Origin of the sequence: Corallococcus sp. RDP092CA (assembly GCF_041903675.1) — a bacterium.
GTDB lineage: Bacteria > Myxococcota > Myxococcia > Myxococcales > Myxococcaceae > Corallococcus.
In genome coordinates this window covers 322,794-343,660 of the sequence record NZ_JAYESI010000004.1, presented here as the reverse complement: position 1 = coordinate 343,660, position 20,867 = coordinate 322,794, and the positions used below count along the sequence as shown (strand labels likewise).

Annotated in this window: 20 protein-coding genes; 2 read left to right on the top strand and 18 right to left on the bottom strand. The window is 69.7% G+C overall.

Annotated elements, in window-relative coordinates:
- Window positions 1–746 precede the first annotated feature (746 nt).
- Window positions 747–1,268 (top strand): hypothetical protein, encoded by a 522-nt coding sequence (locus U8525_RS07490; protein WP_374263031.1) that lies wholly within the window; start codon window positions 747–749, stop codon window positions 1,266–1,268.
- Here U8525_RS07490 and U8525_RS07485 read toward each other — a convergent pair whose 3' ends face one another.
- The 5 genes from U8525_RS07485 to U8525_RS07465 all read right to left on the bottom strand — a co-directional run bounded on the left by U8525_RS07485 (window position 1,269) and on the right by U8525_RS07465 (window position 5,902).
- Window positions 1,269–2,243, bottom strand: a complete 975-nt coding sequence (locus U8525_RS07485) for a hydrolase (RefSeq protein ID WP_374263029.1) — start codon at window positions 2,241–2,243, stop codon at window positions 1,269–1,271.
- Entirely contained in the window at window positions 2,240–2,542 is a 303-nt protein-coding gene (locus U8525_RS07480; protein ID WP_374263026.1) for a YkgJ family cysteine cluster protein, read from the bottom strand. The genes U8525_RS07485 and U8525_RS07480 overlap by 4 nt, the downstream gene beginning before the upstream one ends.
- Window positions 2,543–2,564: 22 nt before the next feature.
- On the bottom strand, window positions 2,565–3,704 hold the full coding sequence (locus U8525_RS07475; protein ID WP_374263024.1) for a hypothetical protein: 1,140 nt from the start codon (window positions 3,702–3,704) through the stop codon (window positions 2,565–2,567).
- 526 nt (window positions 3,705–4,230) lie between these two features.
- Window positions 4,231–5,187, bottom strand: coding sequence for a GNAT family N-acetyltransferase (locus U8525_RS07470; RefSeq protein WP_374263021.1), 957 nt, complete (start codon window positions 5,185–5,187; stop codon window positions 4,231–4,233).
- Between the two features lie 43 nt (window positions 5,188–5,230).
- Window positions 5,231–5,902 carry a hypothetical protein gene (locus U8525_RS07465; protein WP_374263018.1) on the bottom strand — a complete coding sequence of 224 codons (672 nt, stop codon included), beginning with the start codon at window positions 5,900–5,902 and terminating at the stop codon, window positions 5,231–5,233.
- A gap of 169 nt (window positions 5,903–6,071) precedes the next feature.
- Here U8525_RS07465 and U8525_RS07460 point away from each other — a divergent pair, with 169 nt between their 5' ends.
- Complete coding sequence (locus tag U8525_RS07460) at window positions 6,072–7,136, top strand: DUF481 domain-containing protein (protein WP_374263016.1); 1,065 nt, start codon at window positions 6,072–6,074, stop codon at window positions 7,134–7,136.
- 103 nt (window positions 7,137–7,239) lie between these two features.
- On the opposite strand, the gene U8525_RS07455 is transcribed toward U8525_RS07460, so the two are convergent.
- The 13 genes from U8525_RS07455 to U8525_RS07395 form a co-directional block, all read right to left on the bottom strand.
- The gene (locus U8525_RS07455; protein ID WP_374263013.1) at window positions 7,240–7,680 is read right to left on the bottom strand and encodes a cytochrome C oxidase subunit IV family protein; all 441 of its coding nucleotides are present in this window, start codon (window positions 7,678–7,680) and stop codon (window positions 7,240–7,242) included.
- A gap of 10 nt (window positions 7,681–7,690) precedes the next feature.
- Entirely contained in the window at window positions 7,691–8,353 is a 663-nt protein-coding gene (locus U8525_RS07450) for a cytochrome c oxidase subunit 3 family protein (protein WP_374263010.1), read from the bottom strand.
- Complete coding sequence (locus tag U8525_RS07445; protein ID WP_374263008.1) at window positions 8,346–10,022, bottom strand: cytochrome c oxidase subunit I; 1,677 nt, start codon at window positions 10,020–10,022, stop codon at window positions 8,346–8,348. The genes U8525_RS07450 and U8525_RS07445 overlap by 8 nt, the downstream gene beginning before the upstream one ends.
- Window positions 10,006–11,052, bottom strand: coding sequence for a cytochrome c oxidase subunit II (gene coxB / locus U8525_RS07440; RefSeq protein WP_374263005.1), 1,047 nt, complete (start codon window positions 11,050–11,052; stop codon window positions 10,006–10,008). Before coxB ends, U8525_RS07445 begins: the two co-directional genes overlap by 17 nt.
- A complete protein-coding gene (locus U8525_RS07435; protein ID WP_374263002.1) occupies window positions 11,049–11,924 on the bottom strand; it encodes an SCO family protein in 876 nt (291 codons plus the stop codon). The genes coxB and U8525_RS07435 overlap by 4 nt, the downstream gene beginning before the upstream one ends.
- A 39-nt stretch (window positions 11,925–11,963) precedes the next feature.
- The gene (locus U8525_RS07430) at window positions 11,964–12,461 is read right to left on the bottom strand and encodes a hypothetical protein (protein WP_374262999.1); all 498 of its coding nucleotides are present in this window, start codon (window positions 12,459–12,461) and stop codon (window positions 11,964–11,966) included.
- Window positions 12,458–13,657, bottom strand: a complete 1,200-nt coding sequence (locus U8525_RS07425; protein ID WP_374262997.1) for a hypothetical protein — start codon at window positions 13,655–13,657, stop codon at window positions 12,458–12,460. The genes U8525_RS07430 and U8525_RS07425 overlap by 4 nt, the downstream gene beginning before the upstream one ends.
- A complete protein-coding gene (locus tag U8525_RS07420; protein WP_374262994.1) occupies window positions 13,654–14,214 on the bottom strand; it encodes a cytochrome c in 561 nt (186 codons plus the stop codon). The genes U8525_RS07425 and U8525_RS07420 overlap by 4 nt, the downstream gene beginning before the upstream one ends.
- A complete protein-coding gene (locus U8525_RS07415) occupies window positions 14,211–14,756 on the bottom strand; it encodes a DUF3341 domain-containing protein (RefSeq protein ID WP_374262991.1) in 546 nt (181 codons plus the stop codon). Before U8525_RS07415 ends, U8525_RS07420 begins: the two co-directional genes overlap by 4 nt.
- Window positions 14,757–14,760: 4 nt before the next feature.
- Entirely contained in the window at window positions 14,761–16,185 is a 1,425-nt protein-coding gene (gene nrfD / locus U8525_RS07410; RefSeq protein ID WP_374262988.1) for an NrfD/PsrC family molybdoenzyme membrane anchor subunit, read from the bottom strand.
- A 5-nt stretch (window positions 16,186–16,190) separates the two neighbouring features.
- Complete coding sequence (locus U8525_RS07405) at window positions 16,191–19,400, bottom strand: TAT-variant-translocated molybdopterin oxidoreductase (RefSeq protein ID WP_374263060.1); 3,210 nt, start codon at window positions 19,398–19,400, stop codon at window positions 16,191–16,193.
- Complete coding sequence (locus U8525_RS07400) at window positions 19,397–20,059, bottom strand: cytochrome c3 family protein (RefSeq protein ID WP_374262985.1); 663 nt, start codon at window positions 20,057–20,059, stop codon at window positions 19,397–19,399. Before U8525_RS07400 ends, U8525_RS07405 begins: the two co-directional genes overlap by 4 nt.
- A 448-nt stretch (window positions 20,060–20,507) precedes the next feature.
- Window positions 20,508–20,864, bottom strand: coding sequence for an HNH endonuclease (locus U8525_RS07395; protein WP_374262982.1), 357 nt, complete (start codon window positions 20,862–20,864; stop codon window positions 20,508–20,510).
- Window positions 20,865–20,867: the final 3 nt, after the last annotated feature.

The window sequence follows — 20,867 nt, the reverse complement described above, 5'->3', positions numbered from 1 at the left end:
CAGCAAGGTCGGACCTGCAGGTCGGGGCGGTACGCAGACCGGGGGAGGGCGGGACGGGGCAGCAAGGTTGGACGGGGCAGGACGGGCGGGACGGTGCGGTACGCGCAGCACGGGGACGGGCAGCACGGGACGGAGCAGGACGCAGGACAGGGCGGCAACGCAGGAAGGGCGGGACTGGGGAGGGGGACTCAGCCAACAGCACGCGGCACCGCGGATCAGAGCAACACGCAACACGCAACACCGCGCGGCTCGCGGCACGGGGGGAGCCGGCGGCGCGGTCGAGCAAGGCAGCAGGCAGGTCGTGGGACGGGGCTGGGCGGCGGGACGGGGCAGTGCGCAGTTTGGGGGGAGTCCGGCAAAGGCAGCCGAGGTCGCCGGATGGGAGACGTGCAGGGCCGTGAATCAAGACATGGCGGTGCGAGAGCTTCGCGATCCAGCCGGCAACGGCATCGAGGCGTCGCGGCAGTCAGCACCGGACGCGTTGCAGTGGCGGGAGTGGAGTGGCGGGTCGGGGGGAGCAACACGCAGCCGGGTCTCGGAGGGCAGGTGCCCCTGGGATCCGGCCTACCTCGCAAATCTCATCGCGCGTGGCCGCGATGTCCGGAACGGGGAGAAGCCTCATGGGTGCGGTGTCCATCGTCACCGCGGCGGTAGCGGTCCTGGCGGCTCACGCGGCCATGGCCCAGACAGCACCTCAGGTTCAGCTACCGCAGGTCCAGGCACAGCCAGGCGAAGGCCGGCGACGCATGAATGATCCGGAGCGGCTGGCGCCCTTCGGTCTGATGCTCGACGCGGGCATGCCCGAGGGCGCGGGGCTCTCCGGCGTCCTCCGGCCCTCGGCGCACCTGCGGCTGCACGTCGGTGGCGCGCACAACGGCCTGCGAGGCGCCTTGCGCGCGGGCCTCACGCTGCTCCCGCTGAGGGGCAGGGTCTCGCCCTCGTTCTCCTGGGAGCTCGGGCACGCGCAGGCCGCGAGCACGAAGACGCTGAACCGGCGGCTCGCGGACCGCACGCAGCTACCCGCCTCCTCCATGGAGCGCGTGGGCTATACGTACATCAGTACGCACGTGGGCCTGGAGTTCAACGCCACCCGGCGCCTCAGCTTCTTCCTCCGCGGTGGCATGAGCTTCATGGAGATGGACGTCCCCAGCCTCCAGAAGCTGGACGAGCCCTTCCGCGACGGACTGTCTCCCGTGGAGCGGCGCTCGTGGATGATGCGCAAGGTGCAGCCGTCCGGAAAGCTCGGCCTCACCTTCTTCTTCGGCTGATCAGCCGGCGAGCACCCGCTCGAAGAACGTGAGCGCCTGGGCCTCCGCCCAGAAGGACGGACGCAGCGCGCGGCCCGCGACGAAGCCCACGTGGCCGCCCTGCTCGGTCAGCACCACGCTGAGGAACGGGTTGTCCCGGGCGGAAGGCGGAATCACCGGCGCCTCCAGCATCGGATCATCCGCGGCGCTCAGGAGCAGCGTGGGCCGGCGGATGTCCGCGAGCCGGGGCCCCGACGACGCCTCCCGGTAGTAGTGCTCCGCGCCCCGGAAGCCATGCAGCGGCGCGGTGACCACGTCGTCATAGCCGCGGATGGTGCGCGACGCCTCCATGCGCGCCCCGTCGAACGCGCCCGGGAACCGCTGCAGCTTCGCGCGGGCCTTGCGCTTGAGCGTGCGCAGGAACCGCTCGCGGTAGAGCCAGTGGAAGCCGCCGCCGCCGTCCAGCTTCCGGCAGCACGCGTCCAGGTCGTATGGCGCGCTGATGGACGCGGCGGCCACCACCGGCGCCTGCTCTCCCGTCTCCTCCAGCAGCCGGCACAGCACGTTGGCGCCCAGCGAGAAGCCCACCGCGAGCATGGGCCCGGTGATGCGCTCGCGCACGTCCGCCATCACCAGCAGCGTGTCCGCCGTGTCCCCGGAGTGGTACGCCCGCGCCAGCCGGTTCGGCTCCCCGCTGCACGAGCGGAAGTTGATCGCCGTGGCGCCCCAGCCGCGCCTCGCCGCGCCCCGCAGCACCTCCGTGACGTAGCCCGCCTGCGAGGACCCCTCCAGGCCGTGCAGCACCACCACGTGCGGCGCGCCCTTCGGCCCGTCGAAGGTGTCCAGGTCGACGAAGTCCCCGTCCGGCAGGTCGCGCCGCTCCCGGCGCAGCGGCGGCGCGCGGGTGGGGCGCACGAGCGACGCGTAGATGGTCTGCGCATGCGCGCCGCGAAGGCCCGGCGCGGGAACGAACGGCTCGGTGGGCTGGAACGTCACGTCCGCTCCCGGAGGGCGCGCGCCATCCGCATGGAGGCGCAGCCGGACTCGCGCACCGCCTCCGCCTCCGCGGTGAGCTGGAACAGCGCCAGGTAGTTGTTCACGCGCTCCTCCAGCGTGGGGGCCTCGATGCGGCGGCACACCTCGTCCGCCGCGTAGTCCCGGCACACCTGGGGGCGCCGCTCGTACACGGTGCACAGGTTGTCCGCGCCCAGGTGCGGGCACCGCAGGCCCAGCGGCTTGTCCAGCGCGGCGATGTCCGGCGCCACGCAGCAGGCGCCACAGCAGGTGCACTCCATGCGACTCCTCGACGGTGCTGCCTCAGCGGCGGACGGCCTGCTCCACCTTGCCCAGGTTCGTCACGGTGAGCGTGACGCCCTGACCCTTCTTCCACGCGACGAACTCCTCCTCGCGCGTGGGCTTCACCTCGTGCTGCTTCTCGCCGCCGTCGTCGTAGCGCACGAGCACGGTGTAGTCCTCCTCGCGCCGCACCCGCTCGTTCGTCCCGGCGGTGAGGTCCGGCCAGCGCGGCGGCCCCTCCGTGCCCTTGAGCTCGCGCGTGTCCACCGGCTTCCACACGTACGTGTCGTAGGAGCACTGCTGCGCGTAGACGGGCTCGTTGCGGTAGCGCGTCTCCGTGTTGCAGTCCTCGTAGGACTCGTTGCAGTACTTCGTCACGTCGTGGCAGACCTCCTCCGCGAAGCCGTTGCCCTTGTCGCGGCGGGTGCACTTCTCCTCGGTGCCGCAGGCCACCTTGCGCGTCTTCGTCCGGCACACGCGCTGGGTGCCGTCCGCCACCCGGCGGGTGCCGCGCTGCCGCGACACGCAGTCGCGGATGTTCGTCACGCCCGCGACCTCGCCCGCGCCGTTCACCGGCATGCGCGGCGAGGTGGTGCTCAGCTCGTCCCGCCAGCCCGTGCGCGTCTCCGGCACGAAGCGCTCCTGCACCACCGCGCGGCGCCAGCTCGTCGCCACCACCTCGCCCTGGATGTCATGCTTCAGGTTGCCCCAGATGCCCACCGCGCAGGTGCCCAGGCAGCAAGAGCTCAGGATGCCCACCGCGATGAGCGCCACCTTCCCGAAGCGGCGGGGCTTGGGCGCGGGCTGCGGGGGCGGCTTGGGGGACAGGTCCGCGAGCGGCGCGGACTTCGCGTCCGAGCCCCGCTCGGCCGAGCACTGCCGGCAGCGCTTGCCATCGCCCCGGTTGGCTGCGCCGCAGTAGGCGCAGAACCAGTCCTCGCCGGCGCCGGCCAGGTCCAGGGCCTGCGCGTCGGTGACGCCCTCGCGGGTGGACCTGCCGGAGGCCGCGTCCACGTCGCCGAAGTCGAACTCGGACTCCTTGCCGGTGAGCTCCCGCGGGTTGTTGCAGGAGGGGCAGTTCTTGTGACGGGCGGGGATGTCCCTGGCGCCACAGGACGTGCAGTTCCAGGTGCCCTCGATGATGCGCCTTCGCTCGGCCATGGGGTGCATCCTAGGGGACCTGTCGCCGTGTGACACATCCGGGTTGGGGGCGCCGTCCTTGTTCCCGCCGGGCCGGAGGTGGGAAGCCGGACCGCTCTCCAGGGATGGGAGCGCGGAGGTTTCTCATGTCGCGTCGAACGGTGGACCGCGTTCCGAAGCACCGGAGGCTGCGCCGCACCCTCTATGGCTTGCTGTTGGCTGCCTCCCTGCTGCCTGGGGGACTCGCCTGCGGCGAGGGGGATGACTACGGGTGCGCCCCCCCCTGCCCGCGCAAAGCGGAGGGCCCCTTGAGCTCGAAGCGGACGGAAACCTGCCCTCGAACCCCTCCTGCGAGGCCTGCCCACCGCATCCTCAAGGTGGCGTCAGGCGCGGCGGGACGCGCTGCGGAGCCTGGGCGAAGCGCTGGAGGGCCACGCTCCGCCGGAGGGGTTGATCCACGACGCGGGCCTGCCCTCGCGCGAGCAGGCGCGGGCCCTGCTCCAGGGCCTCGCGACCCTGACCGCAGAGGGCCGCGCCGCCGCCAGGCTCACACCCAGAGGGCGCGAGGGAAGGGGACCTCCGGCGCGGAGGGCAGGCCCGGACGCAGGGGCCGCAGCATGGGCAGCGACCCCTCCCGCTGCACGCGCACCGCGCCGGGGACCTCGGTGAGCAGGGGGGCCGTCGCGGCCTCCTCCCACCACACCACGCGCCGGAGCCCCGCCGCATGTGCCACGCGGCGGGCCTCGGAGAGCAGCGCCTCCGCCGAGGAGGCCTCCCTCGCGTCCAGCATCAGCACCACCAGCTCGCCGTAGCGCGCGTTCATGGTCCACAGCACGGTGGACTCCCCCACCACGGCGCCGCACGTCCGGGGCCGGGGCCTCGCGAGCAGGTCCGCGTAGATGCGCTCCCGCTCCAGGTGCCAGTCCACCTGCGTGGCGCTGGGCCACAGGAAGAAGGGCGCGTCCGGCCGGCGCATCCTCGCGAGCGCCCCGGCCACGTCCGTCTCCTGAAGCCCGCCGTCCACGGGCCGTCCCTCCGGCGCGGCCGTCGCGTCCAGGTGCCAGTCCCACGCGGGCACCTCCACGTAGCCCGACCGGCGATACAGCGGCGCCCCGACGTCGGAGAAGAGGACCACCGAGTGCGGCCTGGGCGCCACCCGCTCCAGCTCCTCGGCGACGGCGTCCATCAGCCGCGTGGCGTGACCGCGGCCGCGCAGGGCCTCCTCGGTGTAGACGCTGGCGATGGCGTAGCTGTCCCCCTGCGTGAGCTGGCCATCCGCGCCCCGGAGGAAGCTGTCCGTGTGGAAGGTCTCGCACGAGGCCAGCACCCGGACGTCGTCCGCCAGCCACAGCCACGTGTTCATGCCCTCGCGGCTCCACGGGTGCGCGCGCAGCCGCGCTTCGCGCTCCTGGTACTGCGGCACGCTCAGGGGCGAGCCCCACGCGGCGTGGGTGACGGCGTCGCGCTGCGCCTTCTGCGCGTCGGTGGCGAGGACGAGGGTCATGGTGCCGGGCACGCTAGCCACACGCCCCGCTCGCGCGCGAGCGCTACAGCGTCGTGGTGTACGGGAACCGGAAGTGCAACTGCAGATACGCCTGCCCCACGTGGAAGATGCCGTCGCCCAGGGAGTCCGGCAGCCCCAGCCCGCCCAGCTCCTGCGGCACGTAGAAGGTGGACTCCCAGCCCACGCTGAGGAGGAAGCGCTTCGCGAGCTGGAGCTCCAGGTCCGCGCCCAGGCTCGCCCCGGGCCGCAGGAGGTGCGTGTCCGGCAGCGTGTCGGAGAAGATGTACGCGTACGTCAACACCAGCCCCACGCCCAGCTTGAAGCGCACCGGGCTGGAGGACAGCGGCACCCCCAGCCCCAGCGGCTTGAACGTCACCCCGTACATCCCCGTGTCCCGGTACCTGGGGGAGATGATGAGCGAGTCCGGGATGAAGATGGACGGCGAGATGCGCACCTCCTCCATCTGCTGCGCCTGCTTCCGGTAGCGCGCGGGGATGGCGCGCGGGTTCTTGCGCAGCCACTCCTTGTCCAGCACCGCGTCCACCGACAGCTTCAGCCCCGTGTGCAGGAGCTGGTCATCCGCGATGGGCCCGGAGAACACGAACACCGCCGGCCCCACACCCACGTCCACCGGGACGGTGACCTTCTGCGCCGCCAGGGCGACGGCGGGCCACGCGGACAGCGCGAACAGCAGCGGGAGCAGGGCGGGCCTCAAGGGTGGGTCCTCACGTACCGGGTCCAGGGGGGGACCCGCTCTCGGAGACTAGAAGGTCAGGACGCTCCGTGTCCCGCATGCGCTAAGAAGTGCGCGCCGGAAAGGGAGCCGGCCCTTTCACGCTCCCTTGCAGGTCCGCTGTCGCACCTGCCTCACCCAAGGAACTCCGATGGTCTCCGTCGCACTGCTGCTCGCCTCGTCGCTTCAAGCCCAGACGCCCGCGCCCGCCGCCCCGAGCCCCGTCGCTCCTCCTCCGGCCCCCGCCCACGCTCGGGTGCCGCCTCCGCCCCCGCCCCCGCCGCTCGCGGCCCTCCCTGCGGATGCCCCCGCCGCGGAGCGCGCCGCCGCCGCCGCGGAGCGCGCCGCCATCGCCGCGGAGCGCGCCGCCGAGGCCAGCGCCCGGCTCGCGGAGGCCATCGAGAAGCTGGCGGAAGTGACCGCGCGCGGGCCCCTCGTCCCGCCGCCCGCGCCCGTCCCCGAGGCCGCCGCCGAGGCCCCCGCGAAGCCCAGCACCTGGGACGTCAGCGTGGGCCTGAGCCTCATCTCCCTCACCGGCAATGCCTCCACGCTGACCGTGAGCGGCCTGGCCAGCGCGCTGCGCAAGACGGACAAGTGGATCTACTCCGTGAAGGCCTTCGGCGCGTACGGCCGCAGCCGCCCGCCCGAGGTGGAAGGGGAGCCGGAGGCCCTGTCCCAGGTGGTGGCCCTCAACGCGGGCCTCGAGCTGCGCGGGGACCGCCGCTTCACGGAGCAGATCAGCGGCTACCTGCTGGCCGGCGTGGACACGGACCACATCAAGAGCATCGAGGCGCGGCCCTACGGTGAAGCCGGCGCCAGCATCCTCTGGGTCGACACCAAGAAGGACGAGAAGGCCGGCACGCGCGAGGCCACCCTGCGCACCGACTTCGCCTTCCGCTACGCGCGCGAGACGCGCTTCCAGTACTACCCGGTGCGCCTGGACCTGGAGGACGTGGACCTGGGCGGCCCCCGCTTCGGCGCCCTGTTCCGCTACGGCATCTCCAAGGACATCATCTTCCAGGAGGAGGCGGAGATCCTCGTCAGCGTCATCACCGACTCGCGCATCCTCTTCAGCAGCCAGTCGCAGGTGATGGCCAGCCTCACCGACGCGCTGGCCCTGGGCGTGGGCTTCCTCGTGAAGTCCGACAGCGCGCCGCCCCCGGGCAAGGTGTCCACCGACACGGCGCTCTCCTTCAACCTGACCGTCGCCCTGTAGTCCCCGCACGGCGGGCCGCATGCGCCCGCCAAAAGCGACGCGGCGCCTGGGAGGAATCCCGGGCGCCGCGTTCGTGCTTCAGGGGACCTGCGGGAAGCGGGAGCTACTCGTGCACTTCGTGCTCCTGCTTCTTGAGCTGCTCGTGGCCGCCCGCGCGGCCCTCCACCGGGTTCGCGCCGATGTCCACCGCCTGCAGGTCGCTGTACTGCGACCCCGGGGGGTTGGCCAGGCGGAAGCGGGTGCCCAGGTCCATCAGCGAGAAGCCGATGAGCAGCACCACGAAGAGGATGGACACGGCGAACACCAGGCGGTTGGCGCCCTGGTGCTCCGACAGGTGCATGAAGTACAGCGCCACCAGCGTGCCCTTCACGCTGGCGATGACGAGCGCCAGCAGCAGGCCGAAGCTGGGCAGGTGCATGCGGCCGGTGAAGACCGTGACGAGCGTGAGCACCAGCAGGGCAATCCAGATGACCACGTAGCGCCCGGCGCCGTGGTGCTCCTGCATGTTGTGCTCTTCCTGATGCGATTCGTTGGCGATGGCCATGTCGTAACCCTCAGACCAGGTACAGCATCGGGAAGAGGAAGATCCACACCAGGTCGACGAGGTGCCAGTACATGGAGCCCAGCTCGACCTGCGTGTAGTTGTCCGCGCTGAAGTCCCCGACGCGGTACGCGCGCACCGTGGCGAAGCCCAGCACCGTCATGCCGATGATGACGTGCAGTGCGTGCAGCGCCGTGGAGGCGAAGTACACGGTGAAGTACAGCGGCGCGCCCGGCAGCTGGATGCCTTCGTAGAAGTAGTACCGGCCGGGCAGCGTCCCGATGTGGAACTTGTGCTTGTACTCGAAGAACTTGATGACGAGGAAGCCCAGCGCCATCAGGAGGGTGAGCACGTTCATGTGCCCCACCATCGCGTTCTTGCCCTCCTTGGCGTAGTGCACCGCCATGGCGGCGGTGAACGAGGAGGTGATGAGCACCACCGTGTTGATGGTGCCCATCGTCAGGTCCAGGCTGCGGCTGGAGGCCGCCCACGCTTCCGGGAACAGGAAGCGGTAGGCCGCGTAGCACGCGAACAGACCCGCGAAGAGCAGGATTTCCGTGGCGAGGAAGAGCCACATGCCCAGCCGCGCCGCGTGCTTCTGGACGTCCAGCGACGCGAAGTGGGCAGCCAGCTTGGGACCGGGCACCGAGCCCGGCGTCACGTGCGCGCTAGACATCCGACACCTCGCCCTCGGCCTTCTTCGGATCCACGTAGAAGTGCGGCTCCTCGGGGTACGTCGGCTGGGGCCCGATGAAGTTGTGCGTGGGCGGCGGCGACCGGGTCAGCCACTCGTAGCCCTTGCTGTTCCACGGGTTGTCCACGCGCTCGCCGTAGATGAGCGCGTAGGTCAGGTACCCCGCGATGACGAGGAAGCCGAACGCGAGCAGCGTCGCGCCCGCCGTGGACGCCACGTTCAGGGCCTGGAAGCGCTCCGGGTACTCGTAGTAGCGGCGCGGCATGCCCGAGTTGCCCAGCAGGAACTGCGGGATGAACGTCGCGTTGAAGCCCAGGATGATGAGCGCCGCGGACACCAGGCCCCACCCATCGTGGTACATCTTCCCGAACATCTTCGGGAACCAGTAGTGCAGCGCGGCCAGGAAGGCCATGATCGTCGCGCCCACCATGATGAAGTGGAAGTGCGCCACGACGAAGTAGGTGTCGTGCCACGCCACGTCCAGCGACACCGTCGCCACCGCGATGCCCGTCATGCCGCCGAACACGGTGAAGTACAGGAAGCCGCAGAAGTAGGCGAACGGCGTCGTGAACTCCACCGCGCCCTTGTAGACCGTGCCCACCCAGTTGAAGACCTTGATGGCCGTGAACACGCCCACCAGCATCGACAGCACGCCGAACACGCCGGCGTTGAAGGTCGACTGGCCGGACACGAACATGTGGTGGCCCCAGGCGAAGAAGCCCACGAACGCGATGCCCACGCTGGAGTACGCCACCGCGCGGTAGCCGAAGATGTTCTTGCGGCTGAACGCGGAGACGATCTCGCTCATCACGCCGAACGCCGGCAGCACCATGATGTACACGGCCGGGTGGCTGTAGAACCAGAACAGGTGCTGGAAGAGCACCGGGTCACCGCCGCGGGCCACGTCGAACATGCCCAGGCTGAACAGGTTCTCCGCCGTCACCAGGAGCAGCAGCAGGCCGATGACGGGCGTCGCCAGCACCTGGATGCAACTGGTGGCGTAGAGCGCCCACACCATCAGCGGCATCTTGAACCAGGTGATGCCCGGCGCGCGCATGGTGTGCGTCGTGACGATGAAGTTCATGCCCGTGAGGATGGAGCTGAACCCGATGATGAACGCGCCGAAGAGCACCGGCGCCACCGTCGTCGTCGTGTGCGCGCTGTACGGCGTGTAGAACGTCCAGCCGGTGTCCAGGCCGCCGTTGAGCATGCCCCAGAGCGCGAAGGCCGCGCCGGCCAGGTACACGTAGAGCGACATCAGGTTCAGCCGCGGGAACGCCACGTCCTTCGCGCCCAGCATCAGCGGCAGCAGGAAGTTGCCGAAGATGGCCGGGATGGCAGGGATCATGAACAGGAAGATCATGACGATGCCATGCAGCGTGAAGACGCGGTTGTACGTCATCGCGTCCATGATGGTCGGACCGGGCGTGAGCAGCTCGATCCGGATGAGCAGCGCGAAGATGCCGCCCACCAGGAAGAAGAGCAGCACCCAGGCCATGTACATGATGCCGATGCGCTTGTGGTCCACCGTCAGCAGCCACGACTTCACCGTGGTGCCGTCCGTCAGGTAGCTCGGGTGGTGGCCGTGGTCGTCGTGCGCCTCATGGCCGGGGACGGCCCCCGGCGCGGCGATGCTACTGGATGGGGTCATAGGCGGGGCCCTCGGAAGCGGTCTCGCGCACGTTCGCGGTGCGCAGCGTCTTGATGTACTCGACGATGGCGGCCGACTCGGGGCCCTGCAGCTTGCCCTGGTAGGTCGGCATCACGTTCTGGTAGCCGGCGACGATGTGCGCGCCCGGGTCCATCATCGACTGGGTGATGTAGGCCTCATCCACGCGGATGCTCTGGCCATCATCGAGCTTCTCCTCGCGCTCGTACATCCCCAGGAAGGTGGGGCCGATGTGCTTCGAGCCGTCCACCGAGTGGCACTTGAGGCAGCCCTGCGTGCCCACCAGCTTCTGGCCCTGCTCGGCCATGCGGGCGACGGGGGGCACGAGCGACGTGTCCGCCAGCGCGTCCTGCCGGTCCTGCAGGCGGCCGCGCTGCTGCTCCTGCAGCCAGTTCTCGTAGTCCTCCGGCGCGAGCACGACGACCTCCGCCAGCATCTTCGAGTGCGACAGGCCGCAGTACTCGGTGCAGAGCACCTGGTACGTGCCGGGCTTCGTCGCCTCGAACCAGGCCTGCGTGTAGCGGCCCGGCAGCGCGTCCATCTTGATGCGGAAGGACGGGACGAAGAAGGAGTGGATGACGTCGCGGGACGTGATGAGCAGGCGCACCGGGCGGTTGGCCGGCACGTGCAGCACGTTCACGCCGTTGGGGCCCTCCGGGTAGGAGAACTTCCACATCCACTGCTTGCCCATGACGTAGACATCCATCGAGTCCTTGGGCGGAGTGGTGAACCAGGTGAAGTCCCGGAACCCGATGGCGAACCACGCCAGGAAGAACACCAGCGGGACGGAGACGAAGAGGAACTCCGTCTTCAGGTCCGGCACCACGTATTCCGTGTGCTGGTGGGCCTCCCGCCGGCGGTAGCGGAAGAACATGAAGAGCGCCGCGAGGCCGACGCCCGCGGACATCACCATCGTCGTGCCGACGACGAAGTAGTGCAGGAAGTCGACCCGTTCCGCGAACGTGGACGCGCGCTCCGGGAGGAACAGGAATTGATTGGCCAGGTCGCTCATGTAGTCGCGCCTTTCTTCAGCTCGCGCCTCCAGAAATAGATCAGCATCGTGGCCAGGGCGCCGAAGACAGCCAGGGAGCCCAGGCGGATGAACCCGAAGATGTAGAAACCGTACCGCCGCGTGGCGGTGTCATACTTGAAACAGGACATGACGATGCGATCGACGCTCGTCCCGACCCGACCGCCCGCTGCTTCCAGCAGCGAAAGCTTCACGTCCTTGCGGTCGAACGACGTGCCGTAGAGGTAGCGCGAGATGCTCCCCTCCGGCGTGAGCACGGTGACCACCGCGGGGTGGGCGTACTGCTTCGTGCTCGGTTCATACGTGTACTTGAAGCCCACGGCGTCGGCGAGCTTGTGGATGTTCTCGTCGGTGCCGGTGAGGAAGTGCCAGGGAGCCGTCTCCGGCTTGCCCATGGACTGGAGGTACTTGCGCCGCCGCTCGGCGCTCTGCGCCGGGGTGTCCTTGGGGTCGATGCTGACGGTGACGGCCTCGTAGTCCTTGCCCAGCTCCAGGCCCAGCTCGCGCATCACGCGGACCTGCTCGTTGATGACGAGGTTACAGAGCATGGGGCACTCGTAATAGACGAGCGTGAGCAGGGTGGGGCGCGTCTTCGACAGCAGCGTGCCCAGCCGGATCTCCTCCCCCTGGGAGTCCAGGAAGCGGGTCTCCAGGGGGAGCGGCTCCCCCAGGTGCTCCTCGACGTCCACCCCCGTCACCGGCGGGGGCAGGTCGGAGTCCGCCTCCACGATGGCGCGGGGCGTCTTGCCTCCGCCCGGCAGGGCGTGCGCGGGCGTGGCGCTGGTGAGCACCAGCGCGAGCGCCGCGAGGAGCCCGGCGACGCGGGCGGAGGAGGGTGGAAGAAGGGACGGCATGGCGAAGGACGGCTCTGGGTAGGGGGAGCGGGTGGGAGCCTACTTCTTGGGAGCCGGGGCCGGGGGCGCCGCGTGCGGCGCGGGGGCCGGGGCCTCCTGCGGAGCCGGGGCCTCCTGGGGCGCCGGAGCGGGCTCGCGGGCCTTCTGGGCCTCGGTCGTGATGACGTGCTGCATGGCCTGGTCCAGCGGCTTGTGGGCCCTGACGCCCGGCTGGTCACCCCAGCCGTTGTTCAGCGCCTGGTGCTGGCCGCCCAGCTTCTCCGCCGCGCGCCAGTCCTGCTCGAACAGGCGCTGGTTCACGATGCCCACCTCGTACTGGCCCACCGCCGCGGGGCGGGGCGGAGGCCCGTCCGGCTGCGCGGCCTCCATGGTGACGACCTGGATGCGCCAGGCCCACACCGCGCCGACGAGGAAGAGGACCATGGCGCCCACACCGACGCCGATGATCTTCCCCATGACGAGGTGGTCTTCCTCGGCCGCCACGCCATGCGCGCCGACGATGACCCGCGATTCGACTTCGGACTGGGTCTTCTTCATGGCTGCACGTACCTCAGGGACTCCGCGATGTAGGGGTCCTTCACCGGGAAGGTGTACCGGCCGCGCGCCCGGAACAGGGCGTAGCCCACCGAGACCCCGCCCACGCCCACGAAGGCCGTGAGAATCGTCCAGTGGAAGGTCGGCCCGGCCTCACCGGAGAACGCCGGCCAGATGAGCCAATACAGGTCCACGGCGTGCATGAGAAGCAGGTAGGCGGCGGCCACCGCCAGGGTCCCGGGCCGCTCCTTCAGCTTGCGTGACAGCAGCGTGAAGAACGGCAGCACGAAGTGGCCGAAGAAGATGACGAGCGAGACGGTGCGCCACGGGCCGTACATGCGCAGGCCGTACCAGGGGGCCTCTTCCGGGATGTTGGCGATCCACACCAGCAGGAACTGGGAGAAGCCGATGTAGGCCCAGAACGCCGTGAAGGCGAAGATGAGCTTGCCCAGGTTGTGGTAGTGCGGCGTCTTCACCAGGCTGCCGTACAGGTCCTTGCCCTGCGCGTTCACCGTGGCCAGCGCGAGGACGCAGAAGGCGGCCAGGAAGCTGCCGGCGAAGTAGTAGGCGCCGAAGATGGTGGACTGCCACAGCGGGGTGAGGCTCATCAGCCAGTCGAAGGCGGCGAAGGTGATGGTCAGCGCCAGGAAGGGCAGGGCGCCCGGGGAGAAGCGGCGCTGCTTGACGGTGAGCTCCAGCGCGCCGGACTCGTCCTGCTGGGTGCTCCAGCCGTACAGCCGGTGCGAGACGAAGATCCACACCACGAAGTAGAGGGCCTGGCGGAAGGCGAAGAAGGGCACGTTCAGGTAGTGGGCCTTCTTATGGGCCAGGTGCTCCACCTCCACGCCGTGGATGTGCGCGGCCAGCGGGGAGCCGTCCACCCAGGGGTAGAGGTGCTTCATCATCGGGATGAGGGCGAGGATGAGCACCGCGAAGACGGGCACCGCGATGGACATCGTCTCCATGGCGCGGCGCAGGACGATGGGCCACTTCGCCTTGGCCGTGTGGAAGATGGCCAGCATGATGAGGGCGGCCACGCTGATGCCGACCCAATAGGTGAAGCCCAAGAGGTAGCTGAAGCTGGTCGCCTCGGGGTTCATGAAGAAGCCCACGGCGGTGAGCACGAGGCCCACCACGCCCAGGCCGAACGCGGGCACCATCAGCTTGGGCGTGCCGGTGTAGCGCTCCATGGCAGTCATCGGTTCTCCTGCGGGACGGGCTGCGTCCCGGCGGTGCTCCGGGCGGCCTGCAGCGCGCGCACATAGGCGACGACGGCCCAGCGCTCACGCGTGTCGAGCTCACCCGAGAAGGACGGCATGACGCCGTAGCCCTCGTTGATGGCGGTGTAGAAGTGGCCGGCCGGCTTGTCCGCGAGCTCCAGCAGGGACGGCGGCAGGCGCAGCGCCATGTTCTCGGCGACCACGCTGTTGCCGTCGCCGAGCACGCCGTGGCACTGCGAGCAGACGATGTTGTACTTCTTCTGGCCCAGCTCCAGCAGGTGCTTGTCCACCGGCAGCGGGATGGCGTTCACGGCCACGCCGTTGGCGCGGCCCGTGGAGATGCCCGGGTTGCCCACCGGCCGCTCGCGCGGGATGGTGCCGGCGGGGGGGACGCGCATGGCGCGGCCGTCCGGCCAGAACTCGGACGTCTCGTAGTACTCGTACTTGGCCTGGGACTCCATGCGCTGGAGGAACTCCGAGCTGACGTTGCAGCCCGTGAGCGCGGCGAGCCCGGCGGCGGGGATGAGCCACCTCATTCGTTCTCTCCCGACACGACGGTCACGTGGGTCGCGCCCAGCGCCGTCAGCTGGTTCTTGACGTCCGCGGCGTCCGTCCCGGTGGGGTGCGGGATGCTCAGCCAGTAGCCGTGCGTGGACGCGCTGCGGAACTCTTCCGACTCGAAGGCCGGGTGGTAGGGCTGCGGCAGCTTGCTCAGCCCGAGCAGGCCGAAGAAGATGCCGAACGCGGCGAACAGCACGCTCAGCTCGAAGGTGATGGGCACCCACGCCGGGAGGCTCAGCAGCGGACGACCGCCGATGTTGAGCGGATAGTCGATGGTGTTCATCCACGTCTGCATCGTGAGGGCGGTCACCATGCCGGTGAGGCCGCCGCCCAGGGCGATGAAGGGCATGCGGGAGGGCGGCAGACCCAGCGCCTCCGACCCGCCGTGCAGCGGGTAGGGGGAGTAGGTGTCCATGCCCTGGAAGCCCTTCTCCCGCATCTGCCGGGTGGCATCCACGAGGGCTTCCGGCGTGGCGAACTCGGCCAGCACCCAGGAATCAAGGACCTTGGCTTCCATGATGTCAGTGCGCTCCGTGGGTGAGGGTGCCCTCGCCGTGGCTGTTGGCGTGCGCGGCGTGCTTGAGCTCCAGCTGGAGCTCCTTCACCTCGCTCACCGCGACGGCGGGAACGAACTTGAGGAACAGGAGGAACAGGGTGCCGAACAGGCCCAGCGTGCCCACGTAGATGCACCAGTCCACCCAGGTGGGGGTGTAGATGTCCCACGACGAGGGCAGGAAGTCCTGGGAGAGCGACGTCACGATGATGATGAAGCGCTCGCACCACATGCCGATGTTCACCGCGATGGACGCCACCCACATGATGGGGATGCTGGTGCGGCACTTCTTGAACCAGAAGATGTTCGGGGTGATGACGTTGCAGGCGATCATCATCCAGTACACGCCGGCGTAGGGTCCCGTGGCGCGGTTCACGTAGAAGGTCCAGAACTCGTACTGGTTCATGGAGTACCAGGCGATGAAGTGCTCCATCAGGTAGCCGTAGGACACCAGCAGGCCCGTCGCCAGGATGACCTTGTTCATGTTCTCCAGATGGCGGTCGGTGATGACGTCCCGGAGGCCCAGGTACTTGCGGGCGGGCACGATGAGGGTGATCACCATCGCGAAGCCGCTGAACACGGCGCCGGCCACGAAGTAGGGCGGGAAGATGGTCGCGTGCCAGCCCGGAATCTGGGAGACGGCGAAGTCGAACGACACGATGGTGTGCACGGACACCACGAGCGGCGTCGAGAGGCCGGCCAGCAGCAGGTAGCCGATCTTGTAGTTGTGCCAGTGGCGGCCGGACCCGCGCCAGCCGAGGGCGAACAGGCCGTAGATGGTGCGCTGCAGCTTCCCCTTGGACGAGTCGCGCAGGGCGGCCAGGTCCGGGATGAGGCCCACGTACCAGAAGAGCGCGGACACCGTGAGGTACGTGGAGATGGCGAACACGTCCCACACGAGCGGCGAGCGGAACTGCGCCCAGGCGCCCAGGGTGCTGGGGTAGGGGAACAGCCAGAAGGCGAACCAGGGACGGCCCGTGTGGAGCAGCGGGAACAGGCCGGCGCACATGACCGCGAACAGCGTCATGGCCTCCGCGAAGCGGTTGATGCTCGTGCGCCACTTCTGCTGGAAGAGCAGGAGGATGGCGGAGATGAGCGTGCCGGCGTGGCCGATACCGACCCACCAGACGAAGTTGATGATGTCGAACGCCCAGCCGACCGGCTGGTTGTTGCCCCACACGCCGATGCCGCGCGCGAGGGTGTACGTGACACCGACGACCAGCAGGCCCAGCGCCGCGGACGTGATGCCCAGCAGCATGAACCAGCCCTTGCCGGGCTTGCGCCAGACATGGTCGAGCAGCGTTTCATTGAGGGACTTGTCGTCGTGGTGCGGCGCGACGAGGTCCCGGGGCTCGAGGGGGTCGAGCGGGAGTGCGTGTGCGGTCTCGGCCATGACGGTCAGTGACCTCCTTCGTGCGCCGGCGCTTCAGCCGGGGCGGCGGGCACGAGGGCAGGGTTGGGGTTGCGCAGGCGGATGAGGTGGGCGGTGCGGGGGCGGGTGCCCAGCTCGTGCAGCAGCCGGTAGGCACGCTCGTCCTCGTGGAGCTGGGTGACGCGCTGGGCGGGGTCCGCGAGCGAGCCGAAGGCGATGGCCTGCGTGGGGCAGGTCTGCTGGCACGCCGTCTGGAGCTCCTTCTCCTGGATGAGGCGCTTCTCGACGCGGGCGTTGATGCGGACGCGCTCGATGCGCTGCACGCAGTAGGTGCACTTCTCCATGACGCCGCGGTTGCGCACCGTGACGTCCGGGTTCATCAGCATCTTCTCGGTCGGCGTCTTGCCCTGCGTGTAGTGCAGGTAGTTGAAGCGGCGGACCTTGTACGGGCAGTTGTTGGAGCAGTACCGCGTGCCGATGCAGCGGTTGTACACCATGTCGTTGAGGCCCTCGTCCGAGTGCGCGGTGGCGTTCACCGGGCAGACGTACTCGCAGGGGGCCTTCTCGCAGTGCACGCACGCGACGGGCTGCATGACCATGCTGGGGTCGTTCTCATCGCCCTGGAAGTAGCGGTCGATGCGCAGCCAGTGCATCTCGCGGCCGACGCCCACCTGCTGCTTGCCCACGACGGGGATGTTGTTCTCCGCCTGGCAGGCCACGACGCACGCGCTGCAGCCCGTGCAGCGCGACAGGTCGATGGACATGCCCCACTTGTAGCCCTGCTCCGGGGTCTCGGCGTACTGGAAGTCGGGCAGGTTGTTGCGCTTGCCCAGCTCGTACTTGGCCTGGACGGTCTCCAGGACGAACTCCGTCTTCTTCGACGGGTGCTTGAACTCCTCGACGGACATGTCGAGCGCCAGCGGGCGGCCCTCCATGCGCCAGTGGTACTGGGTGCGGGCGAACTTGTGGCTGCCGCGGACCTTGGTCAGCTTCGCGCCGCCGTCGAACCAGGGGGCGTTCACGCTGCGCAGCAGGTTGGCGTTGAAGCCCACGCCCTTGGCCACGACCTCGTGGAGGCCGGTGCGGCCGTAGCCCAGCGCCACGGTGACGGTGTCATCCGCGTGGCCGGGGAGGACGGTGACGGGGACCTGCAGCTTGCGCCCGCCGTACTCCAGCTCCGCGACGTGGTTGTTCTCCAGGTTCAGCCGCTTGGCGGTGGCCGGGCTGAGGATGGCGGCGTTCTCCCAGACGATCTTCGTGATGGGATCCGGCAGCTCCTGGAGCCACGCGTTGTTGGCGAACCGGCCGTCCAGGATCTTGTAGTCGTGGACGAAGTTGATCTCCAGGTCGCCGGCGGCCGGCGGCTGGTAGGCAGCCACCAGCCGGGCCGCGGCGCCCACGTCCGGCGAGGCCGCCACCGCGGAGGCGATGGTGCCGGGGATGACGCCCTCGGAGACCCAGGTCTCCCAGCGGGTCTCGAAGTCGGCGCGGCCGGCCTCGCCGCCCTGCGCGGCCCAGTAGTCGCGCACCAACTGGTAGGCGGGGCGGAAGGGCTCGTCGAGGAACAGCGCGAACAGCTCCGCCTCCGGCACGCCGTTGAAGAGCGGCTGGATGAGGGGCTGCGCGATGCTGACGGTGCCGTCCACCGCGCGGCCGTCGCTCCAGGTCTCCAACTGGTGCGCCAGGGGCACGAACCAGTCGGCGAATTTGGAGGTCTCGTCCTCGTAGTGGCCCGCGTACAGGACGGACAGCGCCTTGCGGTTGGCGTTCTGCTTGGGGTCCAGCACCTCCGCCAGGCCCGCGTCCACCGGCAGGGCGTAGACGGGGTTGGTGGCGGTGATGACCAGCGTGTCCACCTTGCCGGCCTTGATGTCCGCGACCAGCGCGCTGATCTCCGACAGGCCGGAGGCCTCCGGGGCGGCGGCGGGGACGACCTTCACGGTGGTGCCCACGTTGCCCAGCGCGGCGTTGATGGCCTGGGCCAGCGCGTGCACGGCGGCGGGCTGGCGCTCACCGGCGAGGACCACGGAGCGGCCGGCCTTGGACCGGAGGTCCTGGGCCACGGCCTGCACCCACGAGGTGACCTCGGGGCGCACCGCGCCGGCCTTGCCGGAGGCGGCGGCGCCCAGGCTGGCGGCGGGGCCACCCACGGCCTGCGCCAGCGCGGCGGCGATGCCGATGATCTCAGCGGACTTCACGCGCAGGCGGTGGTCCGCCATGCCGCCGGTGATCGACAGGCGGGCCTCCGCCACGTAGAGGCGGTTGAGCTCGCCGTTCTTCGGGTCGCGGCGGTCCGCGAACTGGCGGCTGAGGGCCAGGTTCTCCGGGCGGCTCTCCAGGAAGTCCGCGTCCAGGGAGACGATGATGTCCGCGCGGCCCAGGTCGTAGAGGGCCTGGACCGGCTGGCCGAACAGGGCGCGGTTCGCCTCCGCGGCGGCGGAGTCGGTCGCGGACGCGAACGCGTGGAAGCGCGCGTTGGGCAGCTTCTTCTGGATGCGCGCCGTCAGGTCGCGCAGCGTCGGGGAGCTGATGGGCTCCGTGAGGAAGCGCAGGCGGCTGCCGCCGTCGGCCGCGGCCCGCTGGCTGACGAGGGCGGAGATGTCCTCGGCCAGCACGCGCAGCGAGCGGGGGTTGTTGCCCTGGCGCAGCACGCGGGCGCGCTGCGGGTCATAGAGGGAGAGCAGGAACGCCTGCTCGAAGAGGCCGGCGGCGCCCTGGTTGATGGGGTGCTGGGGGTTGCCCTCGATCTTCACCGGGCGGCCTTCGCGGGCGGTGATGAGCAGGCCGGAGGTGTGGCCGGCCAGCGTCATGCCGGACGCGTAGTGCAGCGGGTTGCCCGGGGTGACCTCCGGCGGCGTCTTCGTGTACGCCACCATCCGCTCATCCTGCGGGCGGGTGCTGCACGCGGTGGCGCCAGCCAGGGCGAGCGACGCGCCCAGCAGCTGCATGAACTCGCGGCGGGCGAAGCCGGTGGGGGGCAGGTCCGCGCCGACGGGGAACTCCGGGCGGGTCTCCTCCAGGAACTCCGGCGTGGCGAGCTTCTCCTCCAGGCCGAGCCAGTACGTCTTGCCGTACGCGCCCTCCGCCGGGACGGCGCGGGTGGAGGCGTGCTCGAGCGCTTCGGTCACGACGTTGTCGTGGGCGTGGGGAGCGGCCTCGTCGCGGCCCGAGACGACCGGGAGCGCGAACGAGGAGGGGGTGTCCTGCGCGGGCGCGCTGTCAGGCTTGGTGTTCATCGGTGGCATGTGGAGCAGCTCGTGCGCGAGTGAACGTCGTATTCCTTGGAGAGCTTCTCGGCGAGGGCCGAGGCTTCCGCCTTATCCGCGGGGGGCGCCCAGGTCATGCTGGTGATGAACTCCGGGGGCCGGAGGTTGGGGCCGGGGTTGCGGTGGCAGTCCAGGCACCAGCTCATCGTCAGCGGGGCGGCCTGCTCGATGGCGCCCATCTGGTCCACGCGGCCGTGGCAGGTGGCGCAGCCGACGCCCTTGCCCACGTGGATGGAGTGGTTGAAGTAGACGAAGTCCGGCAGGTTGTGGACGCGGACCCAGGGGATGGGCTGGTCGGCGAAGAACGCCTTGCGGACCTCGGTGAGGTACGGGCTCTTGTTCCACACCTGCGCGTGGCACGACAGGCACACGGTGGTGGAGGGGATGCCCGCCGACGGGGATTTCTCCACCGTCCAGTGGCAGTAGCGACAGTCGATCTGCTCGTCACCGGCGTGGTGCCGGTGGTCGAACTCGATGGGCTGTTCCACCGGACGCGCCTGATTGGTCACGAGCGGGGAGCGCACGTAGGCCAAGAGGCCGCCGATGGCGATGGCGGGCACGGCGAGGAGCATCGCGGCCGACAGGCGCGACACCGTATTCGTCCAGCGTGGGAAGAGAGGGCCGCTCATACCAGGACCAGGGGCAAGAGGACTGAAGGCGACATGAATGCAGGGGTGGACGCGGGAAAACCGTCCGGCGCGGAAGTCGACGGGGCCATCCCGGTCCCGGTGGACCGGGCGGGCGGTGGCTCCTGGCGCTCAGACGGCAAGGCAGTCACGTCCAACGAACCTCTAGGATGGTGCCGTGGGCGCGGGTCCCTCATGCATTTCCCGACCCAATGCGGCGCGGGACCATCAACCATCAACACGGCAGTGTCAACCATTCTGTGGGGAGTGGGAATAAGGAGCGCTTAGCACCTTCCGGGGTGGTTGCGACAAGTTGCCCGCGCTCGGGGATGAATCCCGCTTCTGGCGATCGGAAGGGGGCATTGCGCGAGGGGACTCTTCCCTCTGGAGATCAATGCCTCTCAGGCGCGCGCTACAGGGTGCGACGGTCCGCGCGACGGCTGAAGAAGAGCTACTGGGCGTCCGGGCCGCGCCAGCGCTCGCGGCGCTTCTGGAGCAGGCGATCCACCAGCTCGCGCGCGCGTGCGTCGCGGTGGAAGTTCGCGTCGTGGCGGCTGCCCTTGCCCTGATTGCAGCGGGCGCAGGCGAGGCCCAGGTTCTCCAGCGCGTCGGCGCCGCCCGCGCCGCGGGGCACGATGTGCTCGATGGTGGCGCGGCTGATCGGCTCGCCATCCAGACTCACGGTGAGGTGGGCGTTGCAGTGCAGGCACTTGCCCTGCCAGACCTCGGCGCCCCGGTGCGGGACGCGCTCGAAGGTGGCGTCGGTGGCGATGATCCCCAGGACTCTCCGGCGCTTGGCGTGGCTCATGGC